10 protein-coding genes are annotated in these 14,543 nt (G+C 52.5%); 3 read left to right on the forward strand and 7 right to left on the reverse strand.

Going from position 1 to position 14,543, the window contains the following annotated elements; translation table 11 throughout:
• Nucleotides 1-88 precede the first annotated feature (88 nt).
• From iolE to iolD, 4 genes are all read right to left on the reverse strand, one after another.
• Entirely contained in the window at nt 89-985 is an 897-nt protein-coding gene (iolE, locus tag AAGR22_RS20610; RefSeq protein ID WP_345829346.1) for a myo-inosose-2 dehydratase, read from the reverse strand.
• 43 nt (nt 986-1,028) lie between these two features.
• The gene (locus AAGR22_RS20615) at nt 1,029-1,913 is read right to left on the reverse strand and encodes a sugar phosphate isomerase/epimerase (protein WP_067700024.1); all 885 of its coding nucleotides are present in this window, start codon (nt 1,911-1,913) and stop codon (nt 1,029-1,031) included.
• Nucleotides 1,914-1,975: 62 nt separating this feature from the next.
• Complete coding sequence (locus AAGR22_RS20620; RefSeq protein ID WP_067700027.1) at nt 1,976-2,989, reverse strand: Gfo/Idh/MocA family oxidoreductase; 1,014 nt, start codon at nt 2,987-2,989, stop codon at nt 1,976-1,978.
• A gap of 81 nt (nt 2,990-3,070) precedes the next feature.
• Nucleotides 3,071-5,011, reverse strand: a complete 1,941-nt coding sequence (iolD, locus tag AAGR22_RS20625; RefSeq protein WP_067700030.1) for a 3D-(3,5/4)-trihydroxycyclohexane-1,2-dione acylhydrolase (decyclizing) — start codon at nt 5,009-5,011, stop codon at nt 3,071-3,073.
• Between the two features lie 546 nt (nt 5,012-5,557).
• On the opposite strand from iolD, the gene iolC reads away from it, so the two are divergent.
• Both iolC and AAGR22_RS20635 read left to right on the forward strand, forming a co-directional pair.
• On the forward strand, nt 5,558-7,483 hold the full coding sequence (gene iolC, locus AAGR22_RS20630) for a 5-dehydro-2-deoxygluconokinase (protein ID WP_067700033.1): 1,926 nt from the start codon (nt 5,558-5,560) through the stop codon (nt 7,481-7,483).
• Between the two features lie 288 nt (nt 7,484-7,771).
• Nucleotides 7,772-8,611, forward strand: coding sequence for a MurR/RpiR family transcriptional regulator (locus tag AAGR22_RS20635; protein WP_067700036.1), 840 nt, complete (start codon nt 7,772-7,774; stop codon nt 8,609-8,611).
• 134 nt (nt 8,612-8,745) lie between these two features.
• Here the strand turns inward: AAGR22_RS20635 and AAGR22_RS20640 are convergent, their stop codons facing one another.
• Nucleotides 8,746-9,096: a DUF3147 family protein gene (locus AAGR22_RS20640; RefSeq protein ID WP_067700038.1), complete on the reverse strand. Its 351-nt coding sequence runs from the start codon at nt 9,094-9,096 to the stop codon at nt 8,746-8,748.
• A 755-nt stretch (nt 9,097-9,851) separates the two neighbouring features.
• Here AAGR22_RS20640 and AAGR22_RS20645 point away from each other — a divergent pair.
• Nucleotides 9,852-11,825 (forward strand): autotransporter outer membrane beta-barrel domain-containing protein, encoded by a 1,974-nt coding sequence (locus AAGR22_RS20645; protein ID WP_345829352.1) that lies wholly within the window; start codon nt 9,852-9,854, stop codon nt 11,823-11,825.
• A gap of 51 nt (nt 11,826-11,876) precedes the next feature.
• Here AAGR22_RS20645 and iolB read toward each other — a convergent pair whose 3' ends face one another.
• Together iolB and AAGR22_RS20655 are read right to left on the reverse strand one after the other, a co-directional pair.
• Complete coding sequence (gene iolB, locus AAGR22_RS20650) at nt 11,877-12,686, reverse strand: 5-deoxy-glucuronate isomerase (protein WP_067700044.1); 810 nt, start codon at nt 12,684-12,686, stop codon at nt 11,877-11,879.
• A 124-nt stretch (nt 12,687-12,810) separates the two neighbouring features.
• Nucleotides 12,811-14,316: a CoA-acylating methylmalonate-semialdehyde dehydrogenase gene (locus AAGR22_RS20655; RefSeq protein ID WP_067700047.1), complete on the reverse strand. Its 1,506-nt coding sequence runs from the start codon at nt 14,314-14,316 to the stop codon at nt 12,811-12,813.
• Nucleotides 14,317-14,543: the final 227 nt, after the last annotated feature.

Here is a 14,543-nt window from a genome sequence, read left to right on the forward strand (position 1 = left end):
TTTGTTAAATATCGCTTTATTGAGTACTGCTTTATCGAATACTGCTTTATCGATTACTGCTTCGCTAATTACCGCTACCGCTTAATGCTTACAGCCCGGCATGCTCGCGAATATATTTCCTGGCTTTTACCGCATATTCAAACGGGTTCGCTATCGCAGGATCCTGTTCAGCTTCAACCACCATCCAGCCTTTGTAGCCCGCCTCATCCAGTAGCGTAAAGACCGGCATAAAATCAATGACGCCATCTCCCGGTACGGTAAAAGTGCCCTTTCTCACCCCGTCGAGGAAAGAGAGTTTCTGGCTGCGTACCTGTGATACTACGTCATCCCGTACATCCTTAAGGTGGACGTGATTAATGCGTGGCAGGTGCTTTTTCAGGATAGCCAGCATTTTTTCCTGGCTCCCCTCTGAATAGTAAGCATGGCCGGTATCAAACAGCAGAAAGACGTTGTCATTGGTGATCGCCATGAAGCGGTCAATCTCTTCCGCGGTCTGAATGGCTGTACCCATATGGTGGTGCAGGCAAACCTGCATGCCCTTTTCAGCCGCCAGCGCCGCCAGCTCATTATAGCCCTGTGCCGTAAGCTGCCACTGGGCGTCAGTAAAGGTCGGCTTTTCTTCCAGGACGCCCAGCGTGGTGCACTGGATGCTTTTACTCTGCTCCGAACAGCCAATCACTTTTGCGCCCATCGCATGGAGGAAATCACGATGGTTGATAAATTCGTCGATGGTTTTTGCCCGCTCGCCATCTGCGAAGAAGGTGCTGAACCACGCATTGCAGATCTCTATGCCTCTGATCTCCAGCATGGGTTTAAGCACGGCCGGGTCACGGGGATATTTGCTGCCCACTTCACTGCCGGTAAAGCCAGCCAGCGCCATTTCGCTGACGATCTGCTGGAAGGTATTTTCTCCACCCAGCTCTGGCATATCGTCGTTAGTCCAGCCAATTGGCGCTATCGCCAGCTTCACGTGATCTTTGTTCATTTTATGCCTCAACGTTCGCAAAGGCGGCCCATGCCGCCCGGTATTATCGGTTAAGCAGTTCGCGCTCGATCAGTTCACGCGTTTCCACTGCCTGATACTTCATTTTTTCCGGGTAGCCAAACAATGAAGAGGCAATAATCGACTCACCGCCCACCTTGTAGCTGCGGTTGGCAAAATCCATCTCACGGAGGGTCTGGAAAAGCGTATCGAAATCCACTTCGCCTTCACCAACGCCTACGTGCTGGTGAATGGTGGCATCAACCCCCGGCGGATTAACGATATAGCGGCAGTGCTTAGTGTGGTTCATGGTATCGGCTATCAGCACGTGTGAGAGGTCAGCCCCTGCGTACTCCAGCATACTTTTGACGTCCCCTTTTCCCTTGTCATAAAAGAAGGTGTGGGGCGCACTGTAGAGGTATTTCACATTCTCGCTGCGGAAGGATTTCACCAGGTCCGAAGTCTCATTGTTCTCTTCACAGAAATCCCAGGGGTGAGACTGGATTTCGATGCGGATACCTTCGCGCTCGACAATGGGCAGCAACTCTTCCATTGAGCGATAGAACATCTCTTCACAAATTTCTGGCTCATTAGGCGTACCTGAAAGCTCGGTATTGATCACCTGAACGCCGGTTTCTACGGCGATTTCGATCATTCTTTTCCAGTTACGTACCGCAGCCTGGCGACGCGCCTCATCCGGCCCGGACCAGCGATAGACCACAATGTAGGACGAAATTTCCAGCCCGGTCTCACGCAGCGCGTTTTTATACTCGGTGATGATTTCACGGCTGGCTTTAGGATGCTTGTAGAATGGGTTGATCTGCGGGTGGGGGGACTGTTCAATATATTTATAACCCCAGTCGGCCACCTGATGGACCATTTTGGTGATGCCCATATCCCTGATGACATCCACATCAAAAGCAATTTTCATCGCAAACTCCCGAACGTAGATCTGTTATAAGCGCCCGGACTAAGCAGGGCGCCAGTGAAACATTAGCGGTTGTAGAAAGCCGGGCGTGGTGGCATTTCGACGGGTTCAATCTGTCCGCTTTCCTGCGCCTTCAGGCAGGCATCTCCGGCCACGGCGGCGGCGAAGCCATCCCAGGCTGAAGGCCCCTGAAGCTGGCCGATGGCAATATCGTTAATGAAAGCCTGGAGCTCAACGTCATAGGCATCAATAAAGCGGTCTTTCCAGTCGGTCAGAATGGTTGTCGCCAGTTTGGCCTCTTTGCGCATCTGGACCGAAGCGGGCTCAGGCAGCCGGGCAATACCTGTTTCACCCACGACTTCACACTGAATGTCGTAGCCATAGGCGCAGTTAACAAAAATTTCCACGTCAATACGCACGCCCTTGTGGGTTTCAAACAGGACGATTTGCGGATCGCGCAGTTTTGCGTGGGAGTTTTTAGTGGAGCGCGGGAAGACTACCTGGACAGATTTATAATCGTCATCTGTCAGCCAGCGCAGTACGTCCAGTTCATGGATCAGCGTGTCGGTAATGGCCATATCGGTGGTATAGCTTTCCGGCACCGCCGGATTACGGTGGGCACAGTGCAACATCAGCGGCTCGCCAATTTCACCCTGCGTAATCACCGATTTCAGTGCGCGATAGCCCGCATCGTAGGGGCGCATAAATCCAACCTGAACCAGACGCTTGCCATAAGCCACTTCTGCATCAACGATCCGGCGGCAACCCTCGGCGCTCATCGCCAGCGGTTTTTCACAAAATACCGGTTTGCCCGCGGCAATAGCAGCCAGGGTAAACTCTTCGTGAGTCGGCCCCCAGGAGGTAATGATTACGGCATCAACATCCGCAGCGTTAATCACATCGTGGCCGTTGGCATACACTTCTGCCTCCAGGCCCAGACGGCTGACGACGCCTTGCGCACCATCAAGATTGATATCAGACACGGCAACAACCTTCGCGCCCTGCAGGACTTTACTGCAGCGGCGAATATGTTCCTGACCAATTGCACCGGTGCCGATTACGCCAAGTTTCAAAGTCATACGATCTCCTTGATATGTAGGGTGTCGCGCGGATCTCAAAACGGAGCACCGCGCAGAGCATTCAGAGTTAAGATGAAAGAATTAGTATTTACGTGCCTGATCAATATGCTCATTCAGCATGCGGGCTACGGCATCGACGCGTTCAGACTTCGATACCTGCGCCCCACCCACTCGCCACCAGCTAAAGTATTTGTGCACCATCGTTTTCGGCAGCACTTTGATGTCAATCAGAGTGGAAACCGGTGAGCGTTTTGCCTCCTCAAGCGCCTGCTTAAGCTGGGCCAGCGTAGAGACACGCCAGGTTTTACAACCGTATCCGGCGGCAATCGCGGCGAAATCGACCGGTATAAAGCCCCCGTCCAGTTTGCCCCCCTCGGCATTACGGAAGCGGAATTCGGTAGTGAAACTGTCCATACCGTGCTCCATCTGGAGGTTGTTGATGCAGCCGTTAGTCATATTATCGAACAGCACCACGTTGATTTTGGCACCTTCCTGAATCGAGGTGACCAGCTCTGAGTGGAGCATCATGAACGAACCATCGCCTACCAGGGTGTAGACTTCGCGGTGCGGCTCGGCCAGTTTCACCCCCAACGAGGCGTTGACCTCGTACCCCATACAGGAGTAGCCATACTCAACGTGGTAACCGTTGTAATCTTTGTTGCGCCAGACGCGCTGTAGATCGCCGGGCAGGCTACCCGCAGCGGCGACGATCACTGCGTCCTTTGGGAGCTGCTCGTTAAGCGTTCCCAGCACGCTGCTCTGGGTGAGGAAGGAGTCGGTTAAGCGGTTAAATTCAGCAAAGACCGCTTCGCGATCCAGATGATCGTCAATTTCCGGTACATAGCCTTCATTGCTATAGACGGCCTGGTAGACGCGTTGGGTCTCTTTCAGCAGTCGGCTTTGCGCCTGATCCACTTTTTCGCCCCACCCGCTGGTAAAGCCCTGGGCCGCCAGGCGTCCATCCAGCGCGGTAATCGCCTCTCTGGCATCGGCCACCACCTGTACGCCGTCCAGCTTCCAGGCGTCGAAATTACTGACGTTGATATTGATATAGCTGACGTCCGGATTCTGGAAAATCCATTTTGAGGCCGTAGTGAAATCGGTATAGCGTGTGCCAATGCCAATCACCAGATCGGCCTCTTTAGCCAATAAATTGGCCGCCAGGCAGCCGGTTTCCCCGACCCCGCCGACGTTGAGCGGATGGTCAGAGATCAGCGTTCCCTTACCCGCCTGCGTTTCGGCAAAGGGGATCTGATGACGTTCGGCAAACTGGCGCAGTGCATCGCCCGCTCCCGAATACTTAACGCCACCGCCGCAGACAATCAGCGGCTTGCGCTTGCCGGCGATAAGCTTTAACGCTACCGCCAGCTGCGCTTCGGTCGGCAGGCGACGGTCGAGGATGTGCACGCGCTTCTGAAAGAAATAATCGGGATAGTCCCAGGCTTCGCCCTGTACGTCCTGCGGCAGCGAAATCGTTACCGCGCCGGTTTCTGCGGGGTCGGTTAGCACCCGCATGGCATTGATACAGGCAGTCATCAGCTGTTCCGGACGGTTAACGCGGTCCCAGTACTTACTGACGGCGCGAAAGGCATCATTAGTGCTGATACTCAGGTCATGACTTTGCTCAACCTGCTGCAAAACCGGATCGGGCTGGCGCGTGGCGAAGACATCGCCCGGCAGAAGTAATAAAGGTATGCGGTTCGCGGTGGCGGTGCCTGCCGCGGTAATCATATTTGCCGCACCCGGCCCTACCGAAGAGGTACAGGCAATAATCTCGCGACGCAGCTTTTGCTTGGCGTAGCCGATGGCAGCATGGGCCATACCCTGTTCGTTACGCCCCTGATGCACCACCAGGTCGCCGCTGTCTTCCTCAAGGGCCTGACCCAGCCCCAGCACGTTGCCATGGCCGAAGATGGCAAAAATCCCTTTAACAAATTTGGTCTCAACGCCATCTACCGAGAGGTATTGGTTATCCAGGAATTTTACCAGCGCCTGTGCCGTGGTTAATCTGATCTTACCCATTTGCTCTTCCTTAACGGTACAGCGGCGCAAAGGCCAGCCGTGATTCGCGTTGGTGGTCGCCACGGATGCTTATGAAGGCGACGGCTGTAAATGAAACGTGAGGCGATTATAAACAAATATTTTTTCCACTAAACACAATTACAGAAGAAACGTTTCATTTTGCGAGTGAGATCAAATTCTCAGTGAAAAGCAGCGCGACCAGTGCGATCTCACCTGCAAAAATGAAAGCCCGCAGAACGAAGGCGTGTTAAGGCGGGAAACTCATTTCATTTCAATCGTTTCCTGACGTTACAGATTCCTCCTTATTACCTAAAAAAACCGTCCCAAATCTTTGACCTTTTTCGGTGATTTTCACTGGCTAAATCTCCCTCGCCAGAGTTTTATCCACTTCACATTTTTGGGGTATTAATTTCATTTTATATTGATATTGAAATATTCATTCCCCATACTGACGAACATAGCAAATCCAATCGCCAGCACGTGGCGCTCCAGACACCCGCTGGAGAGGCGCGGCAGAGGTGGCTTATGACAGAAGGAAAAACAGGTATGAGTACACAAGAAAAACGGCTTGATGTGATTTGTATCGGGCGCATAGCCGTTGACCTCTATGGCCAGCAAATCGGTGCCCGCCTTGAGGATATGAGCACATTTTCTAAGTACCTTGGCGGCTCGTCTGGCAATGTCGCCTACGGTACCGCTATTCAGGGTTTGAAGTCCGGTATGCTGGCCCGCGTTGGCGATGAACATATGGGCCGCTTCCTGCGGGAGGAGCTTCAGCGGGTAGGAGCTGATACGCAGTGCCTGATTACGGACAAAAAACGTCTGACGGGCCTGGTAATCCTGGGGATCAAGGATCAGGACACCTTTCCACTGGTGTTTTACCGTGATAACTGCGCAGATATGGGCCTGATCCCTGACGATATCGACGAAGAATATATCACCTCCGCCCGCGCCGTTGCGGTGACCGGCACCCATCTGTCGCATCCCGATACCCGTGCCGCCGTGCTTAAGGCGCTGGATATCGCCCGCCGTCACGGCCTGCGCACCGCGCTGGATATCGATTACCGCCCGGTTCTGTGGGGGCTGACCTCATTAGGCGACGGTGAGACGCGCTTTGTTGAATCGCAGCATGTCACGCGGCAGTTACAGGAAGTGTTGCACTACTTCGATCTGGTGGTGGGGACGGAAGAAGAATTTCATATTGCCGGTGGCAGCACCGATACGATTACCGCATTAAAAAATGTGCGACAGGCCACTAAAGCCACGCTGGTTTGCAAACGTGGGCCTATGGGCTGCGTGGTATTGGAAGGCGCAATACCCGACAGTTGGGAGCAGACGACGCTACAGAGCGGCGTTCGCGTTGAGGTATTGAACGTACTCGGCGCAGGGGATGCCTTTATGTCCGGTCTGCTGCGCGGCTGGCTTAATGATGAAAGCTGGGAGCAGGCCTGTCGCTACGCCAATGCCTGTGGTGCGCTGGTGGTATCACGCCACGGCTGTGCGCCTGCCATGCCGACCCGGGCTGAACTTGATGACTTCCTCAGCCGCGATAAAGAGGTGAAGCGACCCGACCTGGACAACCGCCTTAACCACCTCCACCGCGTCACCTCGCGTAAGCAAAAATGGGAAGAGCTGTGCGTCTTTGCCTTTGACCATCGTAAGCAACTGCTTGATATGGCCGATGAGGCAGGCGTGGATGCCTCCCGTTTGCCGGAGCTGAAAACGCTGCTGCTGAGGGCCGCAGAGGAAGCAGCAGGTGAAGCTGGCCTGGATAACCGCAGCGGCATACTGGCCGATACGACTTACGGTCAGCCCGCCCTGAATGCCATTACGGGTAAAGGATGGTGGATTGGACGTCCGATTGAGATGCCGGGTTCCCGCCCACTGCGGCTGGAACACGGTAATATTGGTTCGCAGCTGATTGACTGGCCTCAGGAGCACGTCGTGAAATGCCTGGTGTTTTACCATCCACACGATGAAGCCGGTCTGCGCCAGGAACAGGACGCGCTAATTCTTGATGTCTGGAAGGGGTGCAACAAATCTGGCCATGAACTGCTGCTGGAGGTCATCCTTCCCGAGGACAATGCGGATAAAAAAGAGTCGTATTATTTCGACATGCTGAGCCATTTTTATTCGCTGGGTATTCAGCCAGACTGGTGGAAGCTGCCGCCGCTCTCTCTGGAGAGCTGGGAAGCCATTAGTGGTCTGATTGAGCAGCAGGATCCTCACTGCCGCGGTATTTTGATTTTGGGGCTGGATGCGTCGGAAGAGAAACTTAAAGCGGGTTTTGCCGCGGCGGCTAAAGCACCGTGGGTGAAAGGATTCGCCGTGGGAAGAACGATTTTCGGCCAGCCTTCGCGTCAGTGGTTGCAGGGTGAGCTGGACGATGATGCGCTGATTGCCCAGGTTAAATCCAACTATCTGACGCTGATTGATTACTGGCGTCAGGTACGGCCAACGCACCAGCCCTGAATAGCGCTTCCAGAAGGTAAGGGGCGGTAAACACCGCCCCTTTATTTCCCTTCGCCATTTCACACTCCACGTTACTGAACCTCCAGTCTGTCTACATTTATTGTCCCTGTTATCTCGATTTTGCGTGCCGGTTAATGTTTTACGCATAACTGGTCCGATGTTTTGTGATTGATTTCATATCCCGATGAAATAAAGCACCGTATTTGCGTTAGCAAGTGAAATTTTTTGTTCATCTGATAGAATAACGGACAGAAGAACATCACAATTTTTGACCAGCGAGCCGAAGTAATGACTAATAACTCGACGCAGCTTTCCCTGTTACAGGACGACATTCGTCGTCGATACGATACTCTGAGTAAACGCCTTAAACAGGTGGCCCGCTATATTTTGGATAACAGCAACAGCATCGCTTTCGACACCGTTGCCTCTATCGCTCAGCAGGCAGACGTTCCGCCCTCTACGCTGATCCGCTTTTCCAATGCATTTGGCTTTAGCGGCTTCAATGAAATGAAACAGGTTTTCCGTCAGCATCTGATGGAGGAAACGGTTAACTATACCGAACGCGCACGACTCTTCCGCCAGACAGCCATTGATGAAACGGCAACCCCACCGGAAACGCCCGCAGAAATCCTCAATGTATTCACCATGGTAAACTCACAGGCGCTACAGCAGCTGGCGATGCAAACCAACCCACAGCATCTTGATAAAGCCGTAGAGTTGCTGGATCAGGCAGAGAATATCTATGTTATTGGCCTGCGCCGCTCCTTCAGCGTGGCCTCCTACCTGACCTACGCGCTGCGACACCTTGAGCGCCGTGCTTTTCTGATTGATGGCCTGGGCGGAATGTTTACCGAGCAGCTGAGCATGGTTAACCCAAAAGATGTGGTTATCGCCATCAGCTATTCTCCCTATGCACGTGAGGCCGTAGAACTGGTTGAACTGGGTGCCGGACGCGGCGCGCATCTTATCGCGATTACCGACAGCCAGGTCAGCCCGCTGGCGGCCTTCAGCGATGTATGCTTTGTGATACGTGAAGCACAGGTAGACGGTTTCCGCTCACAGGTGGCTTCACTTTGTCTTGCTCAAACGCTGGCCGTCTCGCTGGCGCTAAATAATGCTGAGGCCTGAAGGCCCGGACGCAAGCCGGGCATAACGTTTTCTGTGCCCGTTACACCGATCCCAGTCCCTGCCAACTCACTTAAGACGCCAGTCCTGATTCGCCTCGCGAGTTTACTGCCGGGCGGCGACGTGCTGTGCCGTCCTCACATCAAATCAATACCAAAGCGGCGGAGCAGGATGGCCCAGCAAAAGAAAATAATTATCGTTATACCGCAGCTGGCAGCCAGCGTAGGCCAGAATCCCCAGCGCTGATAAAAAAAAGGGAACATGATAAACATTGGGAGTGTGGGAACGACATACCAAAAGGTATACCACGCATGTGCCGCGATCTTCTCCTGACTTTGCCCCTCAAGTTTCATCCAGATCAGCACCAGCACGGTGACAAGCGGCAGAGCCGCTATCAGGCCGCCAAGACGATCGCTGCGTTTCGCCACCTCTGAAATAAGTACAATCATCCCAGCCGTAACAGCATATTTTATAGCCAGCCAGAGCATTTCGCCCTCCTTATACCCCACCATTCTGGTGCCGCCGAACTCCCCCAACGGCACATCAGCATTGGGTTTTGATAACGCCCCAGCACTGCTCTTCGAAGCGAATTCACATCGTTATATACCATAAACCCCGCTCTGTTTCTGATGAACCTGGCAGCCGACTGCCCCCCCCTCACAACCTAATCAACACGCTCCTGTTCCCAATAAATATTCTTCAGTGTCGTAAGTCATATAAACGCCTGCGTAAAAAATCATTGCAGAAATAAAGCGGATATATTCACACCTGCTAAACTTTTACCTTGAAATAATTAACTAAACAGGTAATGACATCGTATAACAAGTATTTAACGGCACATTAAAAAACCAGCATCATTATGGGGCGAGATCTCCATACATATTATAAACAGACCTGATTACAGGAAACCTGAGGTCACCCCCCCCATAATCTGGAGCGTTTGAATGGAATTATTTAGAATTTTATCTATATACTTTTATCCGAAAAAATACAAATATCGTTTATTAATTTTAGAAAAAAGTAAAGATCATAAACTCAGGGCAGCACTGCCTTCACGCCGGCGATGCTTTACACCTGATTATTACCCCAGCCTTATTGGAAAAAGGTAAAAGTCGCGCCAGTAATAGCCCTAAAGTAGGTTTTTTCGCAAAAATCAGGGGCTCAGACTCCGGTATACCCGTAGAGCCAGATATCGCCTTTATGGATAACCCCATCCCGGCGTTTTGAAAATTAAGGATTAATGATGATGAGAACCCGCAACCGTCGCCTCCACTGGGCAGCGCTACTACTCTATTTTTCAGGAAGTTACCAGGCACAGGCACTGCCTTCTATCGTAGCGCCGGGTCAAAATATTGTGGGTGAGCAGATTTATGGCAGGCAAATAGTGCTCGGCAATGTGATTGATAGCAACATTCGGGATGGAAGACAGATTATACAACAAGGGGGATCGGCGCAGAATACTGTCATAACGAAGGGAATGCAGATAATTGAGAAAGGAGGCTATTCGTCTGATGTATATCTGTACGATGATTATCGTATTAGTGAGGGTATGATCTATAATATCGGCGTTGGAGGGCAGGTCAATAACGCCACGCTTTACAAAGGTAAAATGGAAGTATTTATGGGAGGAGTCGCCTCTGGAAAGGTCTATCTCCAAAACGGATCGCTTATACAGATTGATATAACTTCTGACACTCACGCCATGCATCTTTCGCTTGATAAAAGCGAGGCTTTTTTTCATGGAGGGTATCTTAACACCCTTGCAGAATACACTATAGCCTCGATAAATCTCCGCGATGGGATAATGACACTCTACAACTTAGATCTAAAAGATAAACCCTGGTTTACCCGGTTAAATACCACTACGCTTTCAGGTCAGGGCACGTTTGAAATCATCACGGATTTGGCATCACTGAAGGGGGACTTTTTAAACATTACCGGACGTGCAAATGGTGAATTTGGCATTATAGTTTATGACTTCGGAGAAAACCCCCTGACGGATGCCAGTCTTCAGATTATTCAAACGGGTGGAGGGAGCGCTAAGTTCACCTTGCTAAACGAAAATCAGGTCGTTGATGTTGGAACCTATCAATATTATCTGGTGAGAGTGGGTAAAAATGGCTGGGCACTTTCACCCTATCAGCATGACGATACGCCGGATATCGATGACCCAGATGATAACGGGCCGCCGGAGGATAACCCGGATACTGATAATCCCGATGATACTCTGCCGCCAGAAGAAGACCCGGGCGATAAACCCGTCCCTCCCACTCCTGTTCCAGACCAGCCCGATAACGGTAAGAAGACGGTTACTCCCAGTGCCGCCGCTATTCTTGCGATGAGTACCGTCGATAACATTATTTCCAGTGAGCAGATGAATACAGCCCGTGGACGCCTGGAAGAAATAAGGCGCGTTCCACACGATACTGAAGTGTGGGGAAGGTTCAATAATAGCCGTTACGACGTCAGCGTAATTGAAAATGCCAATTACAGGCTGAAACAGAACGGCATTATGTTAGGCATCGATGCAACGTCTGATACGGGCTCAGGATCACTTACCCGTGGGCTATTCATGGCCTTCGATCGCGCGACCACTGACTTTAAACGGGGTGGAAAAGGTCATGTGGACGCCTACACCGCGGGAGGCTATCTCAGCTATGTTGATAGCAGCGGATACTATGGCGAAGGTATCGTAAAATTCAGCCGCTTCATCAACGATATCAACGCCTTTATGAATGGTGGCACCGCAGCCAACGGCCTCTTTCGGGCAACTGATTTGGGCATAAATATCCAGACGGGGAAATACTTTACTTTCTCTCGGGGTTATCTCGCGCCCTATGGCGCAGTGACGGCCCTGGCCAACCATTCCGATAACACCTATCAACTCTCAAATGGGCTGAGGGCTAATAATGGTATTCAACGCAATGTAACCGGTGAAATCGGAATAAATCTTGGTCTTCCTGTTATGATCAGCGGCAATAGCGTAAAACCTTACGCCAGGGCTGCTGCGCTTCATGACACCATCAGTTCAAATCGTGTCACCATCGTTAATAACCACTTTACTCACCGTAAAGGTGGTACACGGGGTGTGTATCAGGCAGGGATTGATATCCGAACGAAGGGAAAGCTGTCACTGCATAGTGGCTTCAGCTATTCACAAGGGAAAAATATTGAGTCGCCCTGGGCTGCCACACTGGGCGCCGCGTGGGCCTTTTAAAAGGGGCGAACGCGCAAATGCCCCTTTTGTTAAGCAGAATGGGTGCCAGACTCAGCGCGGATAGGCATCACTATTAACCCAGGCATGGTCTTTTTCCCAGGTGAACTTCCACAGGCGGATCGGACCGGCCATAACGTTCAGATAGTAGTTATTGTAACCTGCGAGCGTTGCTACCGGGTGATAACCGCGTGGCACCGTTACCACATCCCGGTTATAGGCGGCCATACATTCATCCAGCGTGCGATCGTCAGTATAAACACGCTGCATGGCAAAGCCCTGCTCGGGATCGAATCGATGGTAGTAAGTCTCTTCCAGGTAAGTTTCGTTTGAATTTTCCTGGTCATGCTTATGACTGGGGTAAGAGCTGCTGTCACCTTCGTCGGTATACACTTCAACCACCAGCAAGCTGTCGGCTGGTTCATTATCGGGCAGAATATTATGTACCAGACGCTTGTTTCTGCCCTTACCGCGCTGCTCAACGCCTACGTCAGCGGGGGAAATCAGGCGGGCGGGCAGAGAGCCATGGCCCGGTGCGTTACACACGGCCAGTTCCAGGTCGGTATCAGCCCGGACCTCAACCCTGTCATTATGCGGAACATACACTGAATAGGGCGGAGTACGTTCGAACGGGGACATGCGTTTGCCGATGCCGGGGAATTCGGCATTACGCGTTTTAACTGAGGCAATACCGGCGACCAGTACCAGACAAAGCTCCCTGTCGCCGCTCTCAAGATTCAGCGTCTGACCCTTTTTCAACTGGTAGGCATCAAAGCCTACGTAGCGCCAGCCCGCACTTTCCGGCGTAACGTGCTGGATACGGCCCTGCGCATCCGGCTGCTGTACTTTGGATAGCAATGACATTCTGCTGCTCCTTATATTGTGACCAAAAAGGCGCGGCGGCGGCATCAACAAAACCGAGGCAATAAATCCTGCTCTGCCGGTCTGCTAACGCCTTACCGCAACGCCTGTGCTTTATAAACGGGGGTTATCCCAGCGTTGGCATACTGAACTCAGATACGGTCTTTTGCCCGCTCGGCCAGCGTACGGTGGCCGTTTTCATGCGGGTGTAGAAACGAACGCCATCCGGCCCGTGGACGTTTAGCGCACCAAATACGGAGCGCTTCCAGCCACCGAAGCTGTGGAAGGCCATGGGTACCGGCACAGGTACGTTCACGCCAACCATGCCCGCCTGGACCTCACGCACAAAGTCGCGTCCGGTGTGACCGTTACTGGTAAAGATGGCGCTGCCGTTGCCAAACTCGTGGCTGTTGACCAGCTTCAGCGCGCTGGCGTAGTCCGGGGCGCGCATGATGCTCAGCACCGGGCCAAAAATCTCTTCACGCCAGATAACCATCTCATCGGTGACGTTATCAAACAGCGTGCCGCCTACGTAGTAACCCTCGGTATAGCCCGAGACCTGGCAGTTACGTCCGTCCACGACCAGCTTCGCACCCTCTTCAACGCCCTTGTCGATATAGCCCAGCACTTTCTTCTGGTGCGCGGCGGACACCACCGGTCCCATCTCATTCTCTTCGCTACCCTTCTGGATACCCGGGCCAACGCGCAGCGCCTTAATTTTCGGCGTCAGGGCGGCAATCAGCTTATCCGCCGTATCGTCCCCGACCGCGACCACTACCGGCAGCGCCATACAGCGCTCGCCCGCCGAGCCAAAGGCTCCCCCCATGATGGCATTGACGGTGGCGTCCAAATCCGCATCGGGCATGACGATGGCGTGGTTTTTCGCCGCGCCAAAGGCTTGCACACGCTTACCGTGAGCGCTGGCCGTTTTATAGATATGTTCAGCTACGCCAGACGAGCCAACGAAGCTTACCGCCTGTACGCGTGGGTCTTTATACAACTGCTCTGCATCTTCATTTGAGCAGTGAACAACGTTAAATACCCCATCCGGCAGGCCGGCTTCGGTCAGCAACTCCGCCATGCGCACTGCGGCAGACGGGTCCAGCGCAGGGGGCTTCAGGACAAAGGTATTGCCACAGGCCAGTGCGATGGGGAACATCCAGAGCGGCACCATCGCGGGGAAGTTGAAGGGGGTAATACCGGCGACCACGCCCAGCGGCTGCATCAGGGAATAGCTGTCCACCCCGGTTGCCACGTCAGCTGAATTTTCACCCTTTATAAGGTGAGGAATACCGCAGGCGAACTCGACAACCTCAATTCCGCGCGTCAGCTCACCCAGCGCATCGGACCACACCTTTCCATGTTCACTGACGATGAGGGCTGCAAGCTCTTCCCGATGCTGTTCCATCAGGTTCTTAAAGTTAAACAGCACGCGAGCGCGGCGCAAAGGCGATGTACGGGACCAATCTTCAAAGGCATTGTGTGCCACTTCGATCGCTTTAGTTACCTCTTCTGCGGTGCTCTGTGTCAGTTCACGAACCGTTTTACCGGTGGCCGGATCGTAAACCGGAATGGTTTCATTGCTGGCGCTCAGAGACGTTTTCCCGCCAATAAAATTTCCTACGATAGTCATGTTCTGGCCTCTTAGATGTGGGTATTCCCTGCAGGCAGCCGCTGGTAAGCGTCCGTTGCCTGGCTGGATAACTGCCGAATGCGTGAAATGACAGTATTATATTGGAATGAATTTTTCAAATATTAAACTTTAGAAAATTCATTTTTAGTGCAGTGGATCGCATTTTCACTTTTTAGAACGCAATCAATTACTAAAGAGGCGATGAACCCGCCTGACCCGCGTTAACC

The sequence above is a fragment of the Erwinia sp. HDF1-3R genome (assembly GCF_039621855.1).
GTDB lineage: Bacteria > Pseudomonadota > Gammaproteobacteria > Enterobacterales > Enterobacteriaceae > Erwinia.